Source organism: Streptomyces roseirectus, assembly GCF_014489635.1.
In the GTDB taxonomy this organism is placed as follows: Bacteria; Actinomycetota; Actinomycetes; order Streptomycetales; family Streptomycetaceae; genus Streptomyces; species Streptomyces roseirectus.
The window spans coordinates 7,000,597-7,018,481 of the sequence record NZ_CP060828.1 but is presented as its reverse complement, the minus strand read 5'-3'; the positions used below and the strand labels follow the sequence as shown (position 1 = coordinate 7,018,481).

General features: G+C 70.6%; 11 protein-coding genes. 2 read left to right on the top strand and 9 right to left on the bottom strand.

Translation table 11 applies throughout. The features are described 5' to 3' along the window. Nucleotides 1-71 precede the first annotated feature (71 nt). The 3 genes from pepN to IAG44_RS30110 all read right to left on the bottom strand — a co-directional run bounded on the left by pepN (nucleotide 72) and on the right by IAG44_RS30110 (nucleotide 4,918). Complete coding sequence (gene pepN, locus IAG44_RS30120; RefSeq protein WP_187750225.1) at nucleotides 72-2,543, bottom strand: aminopeptidase N; 2,472 nt, start codon at nucleotides 2,541-2,543, stop codon at nucleotides 72-74. 725 nt (nucleotides 2,544-3,268) lie between these two features. Continuing rightward, nucleotides 3,269-3,598 carry a chorismate mutase gene (locus IAG44_RS30115; RefSeq protein ID WP_187750224.1) on the bottom strand — a complete coding sequence of 110 codons (330 nt, stop codon included), beginning with the start codon at nucleotides 3,596-3,598 and terminating at the stop codon, nucleotides 3,269-3,271. 6 nt (nucleotides 3,599-3,604) lie between these two features. Continuing rightward, nucleotides 3,605-4,918 carry an RNA-guided endonuclease InsQ/TnpB family protein gene (locus IAG44_RS30110; protein ID WP_187750223.1) on the bottom strand — a complete coding sequence of 438 codons (1,314 nt, stop codon included), beginning with the start codon at nucleotides 4,916-4,918 and terminating at the stop codon, nucleotides 3,605-3,607. A gap of 220 nt (nucleotides 4,919-5,138) precedes the next feature. Here IAG44_RS30110 and IAG44_RS30105 point away from each other — a divergent pair, with 220 nt between their 5' ends. Beyond that, the gene (locus IAG44_RS30105; RefSeq protein WP_187750222.1) at nucleotides 5,139-6,011 is read left to right on the top strand and encodes a hypothetical protein; all 873 of its coding nucleotides are present in this window, start codon (nucleotides 5,139-5,141) and stop codon (nucleotides 6,009-6,011) included. Between the two features lie 4 nt (nucleotides 6,012-6,015). On the opposite strand, the gene IAG44_RS30100 is transcribed toward IAG44_RS30105, so the two are convergent. The 3 genes from IAG44_RS30100 to IAG44_RS30090 all read right to left on the bottom strand — a co-directional run bounded on the left by IAG44_RS30100 (nucleotide 6,016) and on the right by IAG44_RS30090 (nucleotide 9,527). Further along, on the bottom strand, nucleotides 6,016-7,173 hold the full coding sequence (locus tag IAG44_RS30100) for an acetyl-CoA C-acetyltransferase (RefSeq protein WP_187750221.1): 1,158 nt from the start codon (nucleotides 7,171-7,173) through the stop codon (nucleotides 6,016-6,018). 293 nt (nucleotides 7,174-7,466) lie between these two features. Continuing rightward, entirely contained in the window at nucleotides 7,467-9,080 is a 1,614-nt protein-coding gene (gene qcrB, locus IAG44_RS30095; RefSeq protein ID WP_187750220.1) for a cytochrome bc1 complex cytochrome b subunit, read from the bottom strand. A gap of 105 nt (nucleotides 9,081-9,185) precedes the next feature. After that, on the bottom strand, nucleotides 9,186-9,527 hold the full coding sequence (locus IAG44_RS30090; RefSeq protein WP_187750219.1) for a MerR family transcriptional regulator: 342 nt from the start codon (nucleotides 9,525-9,527) through the stop codon (nucleotides 9,186-9,188). Between the two features lie 59 nt (nucleotides 9,528-9,586). Between IAG44_RS30090 and IAG44_RS30085 the strand changes: the two genes are divergently transcribed. Beyond that, nucleotides 9,587-10,441 (top strand): aldo/keto reductase, encoded by an 855-nt coding sequence (locus IAG44_RS30085; RefSeq protein WP_187750218.1) that lies wholly within the window; start codon nucleotides 9,587-9,589, stop codon nucleotides 10,439-10,441. A 137-nt stretch (nucleotides 10,442-10,578) separates the two neighbouring features. Here the strand turns inward: IAG44_RS30085 and IAG44_RS30080 are convergent, their stop codons facing one another. The 3 genes from IAG44_RS30080 to IAG44_RS30070 all read right to left on the bottom strand — a co-directional run bounded on the left by IAG44_RS30080 (nucleotide 10,579) and on the right by IAG44_RS30070 (nucleotide 17,731). Continuing rightward, nucleotides 10,579-12,039 carry a glutamate synthase subunit beta gene (locus IAG44_RS30080; RefSeq protein ID WP_187750217.1) on the bottom strand — a complete coding sequence of 487 codons (1,461 nt, stop codon included), beginning with the start codon at nucleotides 12,037-12,039 and terminating at the stop codon, nucleotides 10,579-10,581. Further along, entirely contained in the window at nucleotides 12,032-16,624 is a 4,593-nt protein-coding gene (gltB, locus tag IAG44_RS30075; RefSeq protein ID WP_187750216.1) for a glutamate synthase large subunit, read from the bottom strand. Before gltB ends, IAG44_RS30080 begins: the two co-directional genes overlap by 8 nt. A 375-nt stretch (nucleotides 16,625-16,999) precedes the next feature. Further along, entirely contained in the window at nucleotides 17,000-17,731 is a 732-nt protein-coding gene (locus IAG44_RS30070; RefSeq protein WP_187750215.1) for a VIT1/CCC1 transporter family protein, read from the bottom strand. Nucleotides 17,732-17,885 lie beyond the last annotated feature (154 nt).

The following is a 17,885-nucleotide window of genomic DNA, read 5'->3' as shown; positions in this document are numbered from 1 at the left end:
ATCAGACCCGAAAGTGGTACGCGCGCGTGGAGAAAATCTGCTTCTACGATCCGCCCCACGCGCGGCGCAGGTCAGGCTCCTCGCGCTTTCAACACCCGTGCGAGGTCGTCGAGTTGGTCGGCGAGTTGGCGGCGCAGGGCCGGGGTCGGGCCGTCGCCGTCGAGGCAGGCCCGGCCGAGTTCCAGGTTCTCGGTGTCGACGGCGTGCACGGGGAAGGCCCAGCGTCCGGCGGCGGTGCCGACGGCGGGCCCGCGGCGCCGGGCGACGGGGACGGCGTCCGTGTAGTAGCGGGCGACGTACGGGCGCAGCAGGTCGGCCTGTTCGGGCTGCCAGAAGCCCTGGGCGGTGGCGGTGAAGAGGTAGGCGGAGAGGTCGTCGGAGCCGAACATGGCCTGCCAGGCGCGTTCCTTGGCGTCCGCGTCGGGGAGGGCGGCGCGGCAGCGGGCGGCGCCTTCCTCGCCGGTGGCGGAGGGGTCGCGGGCCAGCTCCCCGGCGATGGCGGCCTCGTCGGTGGCGCCGAGGACGGCGAGGCGGGCGAGGACGCGCCAGCGCAGGTCGGGGTCGAGTTCGGGACCGCCGGGCACGGTGCCGTCGGCGAGCCACGCGGCGATGGTGTCGGGGTGCTGGGCGACGTCGATGAAGGTGCGCACGGCGATGAGGCGCAGGCCGGGGCTGTCGCCGTCCTCGGTGCGGCGGATGAGGTCCTTGCAGAGCAGGCAGAGCGCGGTGAGCGCGGCGGGGCGCTCCTCGGCGGTGAGGTGACGGTTCGTCAACTGGCCGGTGGCGAAGGTGAGTACGGCCTCGGCGACGGCGAGGTCCGTCTCGTGGGGGAGGTGGGTGCGGGCGGTCTCCAGGTAGGCGCCGGCGGGGAGTTCACCGTCGCGGACGGCGTCGCGCAGCGCGTTCCAGACGACGGCCCGGGTCAACGGGTCGGGGAGCGCGGCGAGTTGGGTGCGCAGGGTGTCCGTGGAGACGGCGTCGAAGCGGACCTTGGCGTAGCTGAGGTCGCCGTCGTTGAGGAGGAGCAGCGCGGGGCGCTTGCCGAGGTCGAGGGGGGCGTCCTGGGGGACGTCGACGTGGACGCGGTCGCGGGGGACGAGGCGGCCGGCGTCCTCGTCGTAGAGGCCGACGGCGATGCGGTGGGGGCGGGTGCCGGCGCGGTCGACGGTGAGGGTGTGGGCGCCGCCGGTGCCGTTGACGACGGGGGTGAGGGTGTCGACGCCGGTGGTGCGCAGCCAGGCGTCGGCCCAGGCGTGGACGTCGCGCTCGGTGGCGGAGGCGAGGGAGTCGATGAAGTCGGCGAGACTCGCGTTGGCGAACTTGTGCCGGGCGAAGTGGGTGTTGATGCCGGTGAGGAAGTCGTCGTCGCCGAGCCAGGCCACGAGCTGGCGCAGCGCGGAGGCGCCCTTGGCGTAGGAGATGCCGTCGAAGTTGAGGAGCGCGGAGGCGGTGTCGGGGACGGCGTCGGGGGCGACGGGGTGGGTGGTGGGGCGCTGGTCGGCGTCGTAGCCCCAGGCTTTGCGGGAGACGCCGAACTCGGTCCAGGGGCCGCCGAAGCGGGTCGCCTCGGCGGTGGTGCGGTAGCCCATGTACTCGGCGAAGGACTCGTTCAGCCAGATGTCGTCCCACCAGCGCAGGGTGACGAGGTTGCCGAACCACATGTGGGCCATCTCGTGGGCGATGACCATCGCGCGGGTCTGGCGTTCGGTGTCGGTGACGGCGGAGCGGTACACGAACTCGTCGCGGAAGGTGACGAGTCCGGGGTTCTCCATGGCGCCCGCGTTGAACTCGGGGACGAACGCCTGGTCGTAGGAGTCGAAGGGGTAGGGCTCGGTGAACCGCTCGTGGTAGCGGTCGTAGCAGGCGCGGGTGATGTCGAGGAGTTCGTCCGCGTCCTCTTCGAGGTGGGCGGCGAGGGAGCGGCGGCAGTGCAGGCCGAAGGGGAGGCCGCGGTGTTCCGTGCGGACGCTGTGCCAGGGGCCTGCGGCGACCGCCGCGAGGTAGGTGGAGATCGGCGGGGTCGTCGCCGCGCGCCAGCGGCCGTCTCCGAGGTGTTCCGTGACGCCGTTCGCGAGGACCGTCCAGCCCTCGGGGGCGGTCACCGTGATGTCGAACGTCGCCTTCAGGTCGGGCTGGTCGAACGCGGCGAAGACCTTCTGGACGTCGTCCAGGAACAGTTGCGTGTAGACGTACGTCTCGCCGTCCGCCGGGTCCGTGAAGCGGTGCATGCCCTCGCCGGTGCGGGAGTAACGCATCGTCGCCTCGACGCGCAGCTCGTGCTCGCCGGCCTTCAGCTTCCTCAGCGGGAACCGGCCGTCCTCCAGCTTCTTCGCGTCGATCTTCTTCCCGTCGAGCGTCACCGAACGCAGCTCCGCCGGCTTCAGCTCGACGAACGTGTCCGCGCCCCTGCGCGCGGTGAAACGAACGACGGTCAGAGACTCGAACGTCTCCTCCCCCGTCGTGAGATCAAGATCAACGGCATAACTGTGAACATCGAGCAGCTCAGCACGGCTCAGCGCTTCGTCGCGCGTCAGTACGGACATGGGGGCCATGCTGCCCGATCCGGGGGACGGGGCACAGGGGCGGGGCGGTTTGGGGGGTTGACGGGGGTTTGGACGGGGGGTGTGGCGGGGCTTCGGCGGGGGGTGGTTGGGGGCTTCATGGAGAGGGCGGGGGCGGTCGCGGGGCTCGCCGAGGGGGCGGAGCTGCTGGAGGCTTCGCCGGAGGGGTGAGGCAGGGGCGGAGGGGGCGTTGGCCGTGCTGGTAGGTGGGCACCAGCTGCTCAGGTCCCGGCGCGGTTCCGTCCGCCCGCGTCACCCGCTCAGGGAGCCGTGCCCCTGGGGAGAGCCATCGTCCGCCTCAGGAGCCGCGTCCCCGGCGAGAGCCGCCATGCACCTCGGGAGAGGCTCCCCTCCGGGGCACGCCCTCGGCCGGGTGGCGGCGCGGATCTGCCGTCAGCCGCTCCCGCCGTGAACCGCGTGCTTACCCGGGGGACCGGCCGCACCGCCCGGCGGGACGTCGGTGTGTCCTCCGCCCGGTCACGCACGCGCCTCCCGGGGGCGCCGCGCCGTCCCGCCCGCTCACGCACGCCACCCCGGGACGCCGTACGTCCCGCCGGCCTCGCGTATACGCCTCCGCAGGGGGCCGCAGCGTCCCGCCGGCCCCGCGCCCTGCGTTTACCGGCCCGGGAGTCCGGGCTGCCGTCCCGGACACGCGGTCATCGCCCCAGAGCGCCACCCTCACGCCTGCGCAGCGCCCCGCACGTCGCTCAGGACGCCGTGTCCTCCGCGATGCGTTCGTGGTGGCGGATCACCTCGGCGACGATGAAGTTGAGGAACTTCTCGGCGAAGGCGGGGTCGAGTTTGGCGCTTTCGGCGAGGCCGCGGAGGCGTTTGATCTGGCGGGCCTCGCGGGCGGGGTCGGCGGCGGGGAGGTGGTGGCGGGCCTTGAGGTAGCCGACCTGCTGGGTCGCCTTGAACCGCTCGGCGAGCATGTGGATGACGGCGGCGTCGATGTTGTCGATGCTGTCGCGCAGCCGGGACAGCTCGGCCTGGACCTGGGGGTCGGCGGCACCGTTGTGGGTGTTGCTGGTGGTCATGGCCGTTCACCCTAATCCGTTCCGCCAAGAACCCGCGGGGCCGTCCACCCCTCGTACATTGACGTGCTCCCTGGTCCGAAGTCCAGGGATTCCGGCCTGGGTCGTCCGACCCTTCCGGGGGCTTCCTGCTTCACCGCGCTGTGCGGGCACGGGTGCCCGTCTTACCGGCGCTCCACAGGCGTTTGGCGTCTCCGCCCGTCCGGCGGCGACGATACGGCGTCCCTCGAAGAGGACGTTGCGGCCCGCGTTGTGGTCGCGGTCGTGCACGGTGCCGCACGCACCGCATGTCCATTCCCGGACGTGCAGGGGCTTGAGTCCGTCCCTAAATCCGCAGGCCGAGCAGATCTGGGACGACGGAAAGGCGCGGTCCACCTTGGCGAAGGTGCGGCCGTGTCTGGCGGCCTTGTACTCCAGCATGCCGGTGAACGCGGACCATCCCGCGTCGTGCACGGACTTGGCGAGCCGGGTGCGGGCCAGGCCGTACACCGCGAGGTCTTCCACGTACACCGCTTGGTTGTCGCGGATGATCTGTGTGGATGCCTTGTGGTGGAAGTCCCGGCGCCGGTCGGCCACCCTGGCATGCTGGCGCGCGACCCTGGCACGGGCCTTGGCCCGGTTCCTCGACCCCTTGACCTTGCGGGACAGCTCCCGCTGAAGACGCCTGAGCTTCTTCTCCGCACGGCGCAGGAAACGCGGACTGGCGACCTTCGTCCCGTCCGACAGGACCGCGAACGCGGACAGCCCCAGGTCGATGCCGCACTCCGCTTCCGTCTCCGGGAGGATGTCGGGCTCGGTGTCCACGACGAAGCTGAGGAAGTACCGGCCGCAGCCGTCCCGGATGACGGTCAGGGACGTGGGCGCGGCCGGGAGCCGGCGCGACCACTTCACCTTGAGGTCGCCGACCTTGGCCACATACACCGTGCCGTTGTCCTTCACGGAGAAGGCGTTGGTGTTGAGGCGGACCGACTGCCGGGAGTCCTTCTTCGACTTGTAGCGGGGCGGGCCGGCTTTGCGACCCTGCCGCTTGCCCTTGAGGCTGTCGAAGAAGTTCTTGTAGGCGGTGTCCAGGTCTCGCAGGGACTGCTGCAGGACGACCGCCGACACCTCGGCGAGCCACGCACGCTCCTCCGTGCGCTTGGCCTGCGTGATCCGCACCCGCGACAGCTCCGCCGACGTCACGTACGGCATCCCCGCCGCGTGTGCTTCCTTCCGGTCGCGCAGGCAGTCGTTCCACACCACACGCGCACACCCGAACGCCCTCGCCAGCGCACGGCGCTGAGAAGCATCCGGGTAGGTCCGGTAGTTGTAACGGAGCTGCATGCCGACCACGCTACGCACACACATCACGCACAGCACACCAAAGATCGAAATTGATCGAAACTTTGTTCCATTTACTCGCTTCTTGACGACCATGATCGGATACCCGCAGTCCCCCTCACGCTTCTCCACCCCTCAAGGCAGAACGACATCCACGCCCCGCCAGTACACCGACCTGCAAGTAGGGTAAGAAGAAAGTGCACGGCGTCTGTGGGGGTGCCGCGTGGTGGACGGTGGAGCGGTCGAGCACGGGTTTCCGCACCTGGAGACCGTGCGGGCGGCGGTCACGGCGCTGTACCGGCGGCTGTCCTACGACACCGTGTCGACGTTCGCGACGAGCGTGCCGCCGGCGGACGTCGCGTTCGGGGACGGCGACGACCTGCACCTCGGCGCGCAGCGCGTCGCCCGGGAGCTGATCCGGCACTACCGGCTGCCGGACGCACGGATGATCGTCGGCTTCCGGGAGATGCAGCACGCGGCGAACATCGAACTCACCGCCGGCCCGGAGTACTTCGTCGAGCTGAACGACCGCTTCCGCACCCACCGCGAGGACATCGGCGCGGCGCTGGCCCACGAGATCATGCACGTCTACCTGCACCGCCTGGACCTGCGCTTCCCCGGCACCCGGGACAACGAGATCCTGACGGACACGGCGACGACCTACCTGGGCGCCGGCTGGCTCCTGCTGGACGCCTACCGCGAGCACGGCGAGGCGTCGCAGAAGCTCGGCTACCTCACGCCGGAGGAGTTCGGCTACGTCCTCGCCAAGCGTTCCCTGTTCTTCGGCGAGGACCCCCGCCCCTGGTTCACCAGCCCGCAGGCGTACACGGCGTACGAGGCGGGCCTGGCCCGCGCCCGCCTCGACGAACGCCAGCCGCCCCTGACGGCCGCGGGCTGGGCGGGCCGGCGCCGCTACGCCCGCGACCGCCGCCAGTCCCGCACACCCCCGGACACCCCGTACTCCTTCTCCCCCGGCACCCCGCCCCGCGTGAGCTTCCCCTGCCCGACGTGCCACCAGCGGATCCGGGTACCAGTGACGGGCCGGGTACGGGCCCGGTGCGGGCTGTGCCGGACGGTGCTGGAGTGCGACACCTGAACGTCTACAGCCGCTCCACGATCGTCACGTTCGCCTGCCCGCCCCCCTCGCACATCGTCTGCAACCCGAACCTCCCCCGCGTCCGCTCCAGTTCGTGCAGCAGCGTCGTCATCAGCCGCACCCCGGTCGCCCCCAGCGGATGCCCCAGCGCGATGGCCCCGCCGTTGACGTTGACCTTCTCCGGATCGGCCCCCGTCTCCTTCAGCCACGCCAACACCACGGGCGCGAACGCCTCGTTGATCTCGACGAGGTCGATCTGATCGATCGTCAGCCCCGTCTTCCTCAGCGCGTGCGCGGTCGCCGGGATGGGTGCGGTGAGCATCCTGATCGGGTCCTCGCCGCGCACGGAGAGGTGGTGCACCCGGGCCCGCGGCGTCAACCCGTGTTCCCGCACGGCCCGTTCGGACGCGAGCAGCATGGCCGCGGCCCCGTCGGACACCTGCGAGGAGCAGGCGGCGGTGACGGTCCCTCCGTCGAGGACGGGTTTGAGGGCGGCCATCTTCGCCGGCGAGGTGTCCCGCCGGGGGCCCTCGTCGGTCTCGACTCCGTTGCAGGGCACGGTCTCCCGCGCGAACCGCCCCTCGTCGATCGCCCGCACGGCCCGCCGGTGCGAGGTGAGCGCGAACTCCTCCTGCGCCTCCCGCCCGATCCCCCACTTCGCGGCGATCATCTCGGCCCCGGCGAACTGGTTGACGGGCCGGTCCCCGTACCGCGCCCGCCACCCCTCGCTGCCCGCGAACGGCCCTTCGGTGAAGCCGAGTTGGACGGCGGCCTGCCGGGTCGCGTAGGCGATGGGGATCTGCGTCATGTTCTGCACGCCGCCCGCGACGACGAGGTCCTGCGTCCCGGACATGACGGCCTGCGCGGCGAAGTGCAGGGCCTGCTGGGAGGACCCGCACTGCCGGTCGACGGTGACACCGGGCACCTCCTCGGGGAGCCCCGCGGCGAGCCAGCAGGTGCGGGCGATGTCCCCGGCCTGCGGCCCGACGGCGTCGAGGCAGCCGAAGACGACGTCCTCGACGGCGGCGGGGTCGACGCCGGCGCGCCGCACCAGCTCTTTCAGCACGTGGGCGCCGAGATCCGCCGGGTGGACACCGCCGAGCCCCCCTTTCCGCTTCCCGACGGGCGTACGGACCGCTTCGACGAGGTATGCCTCGGCCATGACGGACTCCCTGAGGTTCCTGGCGAACTCCCCGGTGGACGACGGGCGCAGGCACCATACCCACCAAGCGCTTGCTAGGGAAGACTCAACGCCCCTCCGGCCGCTTCCGTAAGCGACCCCGTCAGCCCCCGCCAACACCCCCGGCCAGCCCCATCAGCGACCCCGGCCACTCCCCCGCCAGCGCCCCCGACCAACTCCCCTCAGCGACCCCGCCAGCCCCCGCCAACACCCCCGACCAGCCCCATCAGCAACCCCGGCCACTCCCGCCAGCCCCCTCCCCCGGCCCACTCCCGTCAGTGCCCCCGGCTCAGCTCCCGGTACTCCTCGACCGTCGGTTTCTCGATCCGCGTGCCCGGTCCGAACATCGCCTTCGCGAGCCGTGCCCGCACCCGCTGGCTCACGCTCACCCGCCGCCGGACCCCGTTCGCGTCGACCCGCGCCCCGATCGCGTACGGCGGGGTCTGCTCGTGCTGGGTGAGGGTGTGCAACTGGGCCTGCGTGAGCGGTTCGTGGACCTCGATGTACTCGCCGTGCGGGAGCCGTTTGATGGTGCCGGTCTCCCTGCCGTGCAGCACCTTGTCCCGGTCCCGGCGCTGAAGCCCCAGGCAGATCCGCTTGGTGACGATGAACGCGAGCACGGGCGCGACGAACACGGCGACGCGGACGAACCAGGTGATCGCGTTGATCGACAGGTGGAGGTGCGTGGCGACGATGTCGTTGCCGCCGCCGATCAGCAGCACCACGTACAGCGCCAGCCAGGCGACGCCGAGCCCCGTGCGGACGGGGACGTTCCGGGGCCGGTCGAGGAGGTGGTGCTCGCGTTTGTCGCCGGTGATCCACGCCTCGAAGAACGGGTAGACGCCGAGCGCCACCAGGATCAGCGGGAACAGGGTGAAGGGGATGAAGACGCCCAACTCCAGGGTGTGGCCCCACCCGTTGAGCTCCCAGGCCGGCATCACCCGGATCAGCCCCTCGGAGAACCCGAGGTACCAGTCGGGCTGCGCGCCGGTCGTCACGAGGTCGGGCCGGTAGGGGCCGAACGCCCACACGGGGTTGATGGTCGCGATGCCGCCCATCAACGCGAGCACCCCGAAGACGAGGAAGAAGAACCCGCCCGCCTTCGCCACGTAGACCGGCATGAACGGCATCCCGACCACGGTCTTCTGGTCCCGTCCTGGCCCCGGGTACTGCGTGTGCTTGTGGTAGAAGACCAGGATCAGGTGGGCGACGACCAGGCCCAGCATGATCCCCGGCAGCAGCAGCACGTGGACCGGGTAGAGCCGTGAGATGAAGTCGACGCCGGGCCACTCGCCGCCGAACAGGAAGAACGCGAGGTAGGTCCCGACAATCGGGACGGACAGGATCGCGCCCTGCGCGAACCGCAGCCCGGTGCCGGACAGCAGGTCGTCGGGGAGCGAGTACCCGGTCAGCCCCGTCAGGATGCCCAGGAACAGCAGCGTCCACCCGAACACCCAGTTCATCTCGCGCGGTTTCCTGAACGCGCCGGTGAAGAACACGCGCATCATGTGGACCAGCATCCCCGCGACGAACACCAGCGCCGCCCAGTGATGGATCTGCCGGATCAGCAGACCGCCGCGGACGTCGAAGCTGATGTCCAGCGTCGACTCGTACGCCTGGGTCATGGTGATGCCGTTGAGGGGCGCGTACGAGCCGTTGTAGACGACCTCGGAGCTGCTGGGGTCGAAGAACAGCGTCAGGTAGACGCCGGTCAGGATCAGCACGAGGAAGCTGTAGAGGCAGATCTCGCCCAGCATGAACGACCAGTGGTCCGGGAACACCTTGCGCAGGTTGGCCTTGGCCAGGGCGTAGATCCCCAGCCGTCCGTCGGCCCAGTCGGCGAAGTTCTCGCCCTTGCCCTTGCTGTCCGTGCGCACCCCGTCAGCCATGCACCTCAGGGTGACACGCTCACGGGGCTAAGCCAACCGTGCGATCACAGTCAACAACGCGATCACAGAACGAAGTTGATCACACGTCAGACATCACGAAGACCCTCACGGCAACGGCGCGAGCAGCCTCGTGAGCGAGTCCCGGGACCCTTCCAGCCGAGCGATCCGCCCCTCGATCCCGTCCAGTTGCTCCCGCAGCAGCGGCGTCAGGCACGGCTCGACCTCGGTCTCGGCGCCGCACACGCAGTCCAGCACCTCCCGGATGACGCGCGTGGGCAGCCCGGCGTCGAGCAGGACGCGGATCCGCCGGACGACGAGCGGCGCGTCGTCCGCGTAGACCCGGTGCCCGCCCGGGGTCCGTTCGGCGTCGAGGAGCCCCTGTTCCTCGTAGTAGCGCAGCAGGCGCACGGCGACCCCGGTCGTCTCGCTCAGCTCCCCGATCCGCATGTGATCCCCCTCACGTCGACTTGAAACTCACATGGATGTGACGTCCTACCGTCTCAGCCATGACCGACACAGACGTATTCCACATCGGCGGCGACCTCCCCGTACGCAGGATCGGCTACGGCGCGATGCGCCTGTCCGGCGCGCCCGGTGAGCGCTCCGGCATGACGGCGCCCGTCTGGCGGGCGCCCAGTGACCGCGCCGAGTCGATCGCGCTCCTGCGGGGCGCCGTCGAGCGGGGCGTGAACTTCTTCGACACGGCCGACGCGTACTCCCTGGGCGAGAGCGAGGAGTTGCTGGCCGAGGCGCTGCGGCCGTACCGCGACGAGGTGGTGATCGCGACGAAGGCGGGCGTGCTGCGCCCGAGCCCCGGCGAGTGGATCACCCACGGCCACCCCGCCTACCTCCGCCAGCAGGCCGAGCTGAGCCTGCGCCGGCTGGGCACCGACCGCATCGACCTCTTCCAGCTCCACCGCGTCGACCCTGAGTACCCCCTCGCGGACCAGATCGGCGCGCTGAAGCGCTTGCGGGACGAGGGCAAGATCCGGCACATCGGCCTGTCGGAGGTGACCGTCGCCGAGCTGGCGGAGGCCGAACGGACCGCGCCGATCGTCTCCGTCCAGAACCTCTACAACCTCTCCGACCGCGTCCACGATCCGGTGGTCGACCACACGGCGGCCCACGGCATCGCGTTCATCCCCTACTTCCCGGTCACCACCGGCGACCTGACCCCGCACCTCACCGCCCTCGCCGCCGAACTCGGCGCCACGCCTTCCCAGTTGGCCCTGGCGTGGCTCCTGCACCGCGCCCCGAACACCGTCCCGATCCCCGGCACCTCGTCCCCGGCGCACCTCGCGGAGAACGCGGCGGCGCTGCGACTGAGCCTGACGGAGGACCAGTTCAAGCGGATCGGCTGAGCCCTCTCCGGCAACGCCCACCCGGTATGCCGTCCGCACATGCGGCGACGCCTGCCCGGTCGTCCGGTCGGGGACAGTGGGGCAGGCGCCGTCTGATGTTCCGTACGCCTTTGTACGGGACGTCTTTTGAGTGACCGTCAGACCATCAGCGAACGGTCCGTCGGCCGGATCGGGGCCGGCAGGTCGCTGGCCCCGGTGAGGAACCGGTCGCAGCCGCGCGCGGCGGAGCGTCCCTCGGCGATCGCCCAGACGATGAGCGACTGGCCGCGGCCCGCGTCACCGGCGACGAACACGCCCGGCACGTTGGTCTGGAACTCGGCGTCACGGGCGATGTTCCCGCGCTCGTCCAGGTCGAGCCCGAACTGCTCGACGAGCCCGTTCTCGCGGTCCGTCCCGGTGAACCCCATGGCGAGCGTGACGAGTTGGGCCGGGATCTTCCGCTCGGTGCCCGGCTTCTGCGTGAGCTTGCCGTCGACGAACTCGACCTCGACGAGGTGCAGCCACCGCACGTTGCCGTCCTCGTCGCCCTCGAAGTGGGTGGTGGAGACGGAGTAGACCCGCTCGCCGCCCTCCTCGTGCGCGGAGGTCACCTTGTAGAGCATGGGGAACGTCGGCCACGGCTGGTTCGCCGTCCGCTCCTCGCTCGGGCGCGGCATGATCTCCAACTGCGTGACGGACGCGGCCCCTTGACGGTGCGCGGTGCCGACGCAGTCCGCCCCGGTGTCGCCGCCGCCGATGACGACGACGTGCTTGCCCTCGGCGGAGACCGGGGAGACGACGTAGTCGCCCTCCTGGACCTTGTTGGCCAGGGGCAGGTACTCCATGGCCTGGTAGACGCCCTTCAACTCCCGCCCGGGGACGGGGAGATCACGGGCGGTGGTGGCACCGGCCGCGATGACGACGGCGTCGTAGCGCTTCTTGAGGTCGCCCGCCTTGAGGTCGCGGCCGATCTCGATGCCCGTGCGGAAGCGGGTGCCCTCCGCGCGCATCTGCTCGATGCGGCGGTTGATGTGCCGCTTCTCCATCTTGAACTCGGGGATGCCGTACCGCAGGAGGCCGCCGATCCGGTCGGCGCGCTCGTACACGGCGACGGTGTGGCCGGCCCGCGTGAGCTGCTGCGCGGCGGCGAGCCCGGCCGGGCCCGAGCCGATGACGGCGACGGTCTTGCCGGACAGCCGCTCGGGGGCCTGCGGGGCGACCGTGCCGGCGTCCCACGCCTTGTCGATGATGGAGACTTCGACGTTCTTGATGGTGACGGCCGGCTGGTTGATGCCGAGCACGCACGCGGATTCACACGGGGCGGGGCACAACCGCCCCGTGAACTCGGGGAAGTTGTTCGTCGCGTGCAGCCGCTCGGACGCCGCCGACCAGTCCTCGCGGTAGGCGTAGTCGTTCCACTCGGGGATGAGGTTCCCGAGGGGGCAGCCGTTGTGGCAGAACGGGATGCCGCAGTCCATGCAGCGGGACGCCTGCTTGCTGATGATCGGCAGCAGGGAGCCGGGGACGTAGACCTCGTTCCAGTCCTTCAGACGCACGTCGACCGGGCGGGACTTGGCGACCTCACGGCCGTGGTTCAGGAAGCCCTTCGGGTCAGCCATTGGTCGCCGCCTCCATCATCTTCTCGGTGATCTCGGACTCGGAGAGTCCCGCCTGCTCGGCGGCGTCCTTGGCGGCGAGCACTGCCTTGTACGTGCTGGGGATGAGCTTCGTGAAGCGTTCGGCCGACGCGTCCCAGTCCGCGAGCAGCTTCCCGGCGACGGTGGAGCCGGTCTCCTCGGCGTGGCGACGCACCACGTCGTGCAGCCACAGCTTGTCGTCGTCGGACAGCTCCTCGATCGCGTCGAGGTTCCCGGCGTTGACGTTGTCGCGGTTCAGGTCGACGACGTACGCGATGCCGCCGGACATGCCGGCCGCGAAGTTGCGCCCGGTCTCGCCGAGGACGACCGCGTGGCCGCCGGTCATGTACTCGCAGCCGTGGTCGCCGACGCCCTCGGAGACGACCAGCGCCCCGGAGTTGCGGACGCAGAACCGCTCACCGGTGCGCCCGCGCAGGAACAGCTCCCCGCCGGTCGCGCCGTAGGCGATGGTGTTGCCCGCGATGGTCGAGTACTCGGCGAGGTGGTCGGCGCCCCGGTCGGGGCGGACGACGATCCGGCCGCCGGAGAGGCCCTTGCCGACGTAGTCGTTCGCGTCGCCTTCGAGGCGCAGCGTGACACCGCGCGGCAGGAACGCGCCGAAGGACTGGCCGGCGGACCCGGTGAAGGTGATGTCGATGGTGTCGTCGGGCAGACCCGCCCCGCCGAACTTCTTGGTCACCTCGTGGCCGAGCATCGTGCCGACGGTCCGGTTGATGTTGCGGACCTTGACCTGCGCGCGCACCGGCTGCGCCGAGGTCGCGTCGGAGGCGGCGAGCGCGTCGGCGGCGAGCTTGATCAGCTCGTTGTCGAGCGCCTTCTCCAGCCCGTGGTCCTGGACGACGGTCTGGTGGCGGACGGCGCCCTCGGGCAGCGCGGGGACGTGGAAGAGCGGGGCGAGGTCGAGGCCCTGCGCCTTCCAGTGGTCGACGGCGCGCTCGACGTCCAGCACCTCGGCGCGGCCGACGGCCTCCTCGATCGAGCGGAAGCCCAGCTCGGCCAGGATCTCGCGGACCTCTTCGGCGATGAACCGGAAGAAGTTCACGACGTACTCGGCCTTGCCGGCGAACCGGTCGCGCAGGACGGGGTTCTGTGTGGCGATGCCGACGGGGCAGGTGTCGAGGTGGCAGACGCGCATCATGACGCAGCCGGAGACGACGAGCGGCGCGGTCGCGAAACCGAACTCCTCGGCGCCGAGCAGCGCGGCGATGACGACGTCCCGGCCGGTCTTGAGCTGCCCGTCGGTCTGGACGACGATCCGGTCGCGCAGCCCGTTGAGCAGCAGCGTCTGCTGCGTCTCGGCGAGACCCAGCTCCCAGGGGCCACCCGCGTGCTTCAGCGAGGTCAGCGGCGAGGCACCCGTACCGCCGTCGTGACCCGAGATGAGCACGACGTCCGCGTGGGCCTTCGACACACCCGCCGCGACCGTGCCGACGCCGACCTCGGAGACCAGCTTCACGTGGATGCGGGCCTGCGGGTTGGCGTTCTTGAGGTCGTGGATGAGCTGGGCCAGGTCCTCGATGGAGTAGATGTCGTGGTGCGGCGGCGGCGAGATGAGGCCGACGCCGGGCGTCGAGTGCCGCGTCTTGGCGACCCACGGGTAGACCTTGTGGCCGGGGAGCTGGCCCCCCTCGCCGGGCTTGGCGCCCTGGGCCATCTTGATCTGGATGTCGTCCGCGTTGACCAGGTACTCGGAGGTCACGCCGAAGCGGCCGGAGGCGACCTGCTTGATCGCGGAGCGGCGCGCCGGGTCGTACAGGCGCTCCGGGTCCTCGCCGCCCTCACCGGTGTTGGACTTGCCGCCGAGCTGGTTCATGGCGATGGCCAGCGTCTCGTGGGCCTCGCGGGAGATGGAGCCGTAGGACATGGCGCCGGTGGAGAACCGCTTGACGATGTCCTCGACGGACTCGACCTCGTCGACCGGGATCGACGGCCGGTCCGAGTTGAAGCCGAACAGGCCGCGCAGCGTCATCAGGCGCTCGGACTGCTCGTTCACGCGGTCCGTGTACTTCTTGAAGATGTCGTAGCGGCCGGAGCGCGTCGAGTGCTGGAGGCGGAAGACCGTCTCCGGGTCGAACAGGTGCGGCTCGCCCTCGCGGCGCCACTGGTACTCGCCACCTATCTCCAGGGCGCGGTGCGCCGAGGCGATGCCGGAGACGGGGTACGCCTTGGCGTGCCGGGCGGCGACCTCCTTGGCGACGACGTCGATGCCGACGCCGCCGATCTTGGTGGCGGTGCCGTCGAAGTACTTCTCGACGAACGCGTCGTCCAGGCCGACGGCCTCGAAGACCTGGGCGCCGCGGTAGGAGGCGACGGTGGAGATGCCCATCTTGGACATGACCTTGAGGACGCCCTTGCCGAGGGCGTAGATCAGGTTGCGGATGGCCTTCTCGGGCTCGATGTCCGAGAGGAAGGTGCCCGCGCGGACCAGGTCCTCGACGGACTCCATGGCCAGGTAGGGGTTGACGGCGGCGGCGCCGAAGCCGATCAGCAGCGCGACGTGGTGGACCTCGCGGACGTCCCCGGCCTCGACCAGCAGGCCCACCTGGGTGCGCTGCTTGGTACGGATGAGGTGGTGGTGGACGGCGGCGGTGAGCAGCAGCGAGGGGATCGGCGCGTGCTCGGCGTCGGAGTGGCGGTCGGACAGGACGATCAGGCGGGCGCCGTTGTCGATGGCGGCGTCGGCCTCGGCGCAGATCTCCTCGATCCGGGCGGCGAGGGCGTCGCCGCCGCCGGAGACCCGGTACAGGCCGGAGAGGGTCGCGGCCTTGAAGCCGGGCATGTCGCCGTCGGCGTTGATGTGGATGAGCTTGGCCAGCTCGTCGTTGTCGATCACCGGGAAGGGCAGGGTGACGGTACGACAGGAGGCGGCGCTCGGCTCCAGGAGGTTGCCCTGCGGGCCCAGCGAGGAGCGCAGGGAGGTGACCAGTTCCTCGCGGATGGCGTCCAGCGGCGGGTTGGTGACCTGCGCGAAGAGCTGCGTGAAGTAGTCGAACAGCAGGCGCGGACGGCTGGAGAGCGCGGCGATGGGCGAGTCGGTGCCCATGGAGCCGATCGGCTCGGCGCCGGCCTTGGCCATCGGGGCGAGGATGACGCGCAGCTCCTCCTCGGTGTAGCCGAAGGTCTGCTGGCGGCGGGTGACGGAGGCGTGGGTGTGGACGATGTGCTCGCGCTCGGGCAGGTCGCCCAGCTCGATCTCGCCGGCTTCCAGCCACTCGGCGTAGGGGGCCTCGGCGGCGAGGGACGCCTTGATCTCGTCGTCCTCGATGATGCGGTGCTCGGCGGTGTCGACGAGGAACATCTTGCCGGGCTGGAGGCGGCCCTTGCGGACGACCTTCGCGGGGTCGATGTCGAGGACGCCGACCTCGGAGCCGAGGACGACGAGGCCGTCGTCGGTGACCCAGTAGCGGCCGGGGCGCAGGCCGTTGCGGTCGAGGACCGCGCCGACCTGGGTGCCGTCGGTGAAGGTGACGCAGGCGGGGCCGTCCCAGGGCTCCATCAGCGTGGAGTGGAACTCGTAGAACGCGCGCCGGGCCGGGTCCATGGAGTCGTGGTTCTCCCACGCCTCCGGGATCATCATCAGCACGGAGTGCGGCAGGGACCGGCCGCCGAGGTGCAGCAGCTCAAGGACCTCGTCGAAGGAGGCGGAGTCGGAGGCGTCGGGGGTGCAGACCGGGAAGAGCCGGTCGAGCCGGTCCGCGCCGAACAGCTCGGAGTCGAGCTGCGACTCGCGCGCCCGCATCCAGTTGCGGTTGCCCTTGACGGTGTTGATCTCGCCGTTGTGCGCGACGAACCGGTAGGGGTGGGCGAGCGGCCACGACGGGAAGGTGTTCGTGGAGAACCGGGAATGGACGAGCGCGACGGCCGAGGCGAAGCGGCGGTCGGAGAGGTCCGGGAAGAACGGCTCCAGCTGGCCGGTGGTCAGCATGCCCTTGTGGACGATGGTCCGCGCGGACAGCGACGGGAAGTAGACGCCGGCCTCGCGCTCGGCGCGCTTGCGCAGCGCGAACGCCTTGCGGTCCAGGGCGATGCCCTCGGACTCGCCGTCGGTGACGAAGACCTCGCGGAACGCGGGCATCGTGGAGCGGGCGGTGGCGCCCAGCAGCCCGGGGGCGACGGGGACCTCGCGCCAGCCGAGGACGGTCAGGCCCTCCTCGCCGGCGATCGTCTCGATCTGTGAGACGGCGGCCTCGGTGCCGTCCTCGGGGAGGAAGGCGATGCCGACGGCGTAGGAACCGGCGGCGGGCAGCTCGAAGCCTGCGACCTCGCGGAAGAACGCGTCCGGGACCTGGGTGAGGATGCCCGCGCCGTCGCCCGAGTCGGGCTCGGAGCCGGTGGCGCCGCGGTGTTCGAGGTTGCGCAGAACGGTCAGCGCCTGCTCGACCAGCGTGTGGCTCGCCTCACCGGTGAGGGTGGCCACGAAGCCGACGCCGCAGGCGTCGTGCTCGTCGCGGGGGTCGTACATACCCTGCGCGGCAGGGCGAGCATCCATGAAGGACCAGTTCCGGCCATTCGCGGAGTGCTGGGACGGCTGGCGCGGCGTACGCATCGGCTCTCCCGTCGTCGTCTCAAGTGGCATATCTGCGTTGCCGAGGGACGACGTTGGCCCTCTGCGTCAGTGCAAAATTTCGTGCAGGTTACATGATGGGGCGGTTCTCGGGAAGTGGATACACCGTTCCAACATGTGGACGCCGTGGGGTCGCGGCGAGCGCCGCGCGAGGGCGGCTGAAAAAGGGTGGGGCCGAACGGGACAGATCGGTGTCCGTCGATCCTGGGGGGTGCGGAAGGGGCGTCTTCACCCATCCCGCGCGTGCGCCGCAGGCGTCGTTGCCCACAGCGCTTACGGCTCATGCCCGGTGGTCACGCCTCCGAAACCAGCGGGTAACGGCTATTTATACGGCCCATCGCATAAATAGCAGCCCCCTTATCCTACGGCCGTCCCGAACAAACTGCCCAGGGCGTACGTCACACCCGCCGCCGCCCCGCCCAGCGCCAACTGCCGCAGCCCGCTGTACCACCAGGTCCGCGCGGTCACACGGGCGACGACGGCCCCGCACAGGAAGAGCCCCAGCAGCGCCACCAGCACCGCCGGCCACAGCGCGCTCGCCCCCAGCAGGTACGGCAGCACCGGCAGCAGCGCCCCGACCGCGAACGCCCCGAACGAGGAGACGGCGGCGACCAGCGGCGAAGGCAGGTCGGACGGGTCGATGCCCAGCTCCTCGCGCGCGTGGATCTCCAGCGCCATCTCCGGGTCCCGCGACAACTGCCGCGCGACCTCCCTGGCCAGCGGGGCGTCGACGCCGCGCGCCTCGTACAGCGCGGCCAGCTCGGCCTCCTCGTCCGCCGGGTGCCGCCTCAGCTGCGCCCGCTCCACGTCCAGCTCCGCCTCCACCAGCTCGCGCTGCGAGGCGACCGACGTGTACTCCCCGGCCGCCATCGAGAAGGCACCGGCCGCGAGCCCGGCCAGGCCGGTGAGGACGACGGCCTGCTGGCCGACGTTCCCGCCCGCGACGCCGGTCATCAGCGCGAGGTTGGAGACCAGGCCGTCCATCGCCCCGAACACCGCCGGGCGCAGCCAGCCGCCGTTGACGTCACGGTGTGTGTGGTTGTCGCGGTGCGCCTCGTGGAGCGGCGCCTGGACATCGATGAGAGCCATTTCGAGGTACCCCAGCAAGCTAAGCCAAAGCTAAGTTTGGACACGTTCTAATTCTTTACAGCACTGAGGCTACGTCGATAATTCCCGGCTCGCCAGCAAGGAAAGGCTGGGCTTAGCTGCGGTTTTACGCCGGAACGCTCATTCGAATGAGGGG

Bases quoted from the DNA above. Each gene is read 5' to 3' on its own strand.
- pepN (WP_187750225.1), bottom strand. From the start codon at position 2,543: ATGTCCGTACTGACGCGCGACGAAGCGCTGAGCCGTGCTGAGCTGCTC.
- IAG44_RS30115 (WP_187750224.1), bottom strand. From the start codon at position 3,598: ATGACCACCAGCAACACCCACAACGGTGCCGCCGACCCCCAGGTCCAG.
- IAG44_RS30110 (WP_187750223.1), bottom strand. From the start codon at position 4,918: ATGCAGCTCCGTTACAACTACCGGACCTACCCGGATGCTTCTCAGCGC.
- IAG44_RS30100 (WP_187750221.1), bottom strand. From the start codon at position 7,173: ATGGCCGAGGCATACCTCGTCGAAGCGGTCCGTACGCCCGTCGGGAAG.
- qcrB (WP_187750220.1), bottom strand. From the start codon at position 9,080: ATGGCTGACGGGGTGCGCACGGACAGCAAGGGCAAGGGCGAGAACTTC.
- IAG44_RS30090 (WP_187750219.1), bottom strand. From the start codon at position 9,527: ATGCGGATCGGGGAGCTGAGCGAGACGACCGGGGTCGCCGTGCGCCTG.
- IAG44_RS30085 (WP_187750218.1), top strand. From the start codon at position 9,587: ATGACCGACACAGACGTATTCCACATCGGCGGCGACCTCCCCGTACGC.
- IAG44_RS30080 (WP_187750217.1), bottom strand. From the start codon at position 12,039: ATGGCTGACCCGAAGGGCTTCCTGAACCACGGCCGTGAGGTCGCCAAG.
- gltB (WP_187750216.1), bottom strand. From the start codon at position 16,624: ATGCGTACGCCGCGCCAGCCGTCCCAGCACTCCGCGAATGGCCGGAAC.
- IAG44_RS30070 (WP_187750215.1), bottom strand. From the start codon at position 17,731: ATGGCTCTCATCGATGTCCAGGCGCCGCTCCACGAGGCGCACCGCGAC.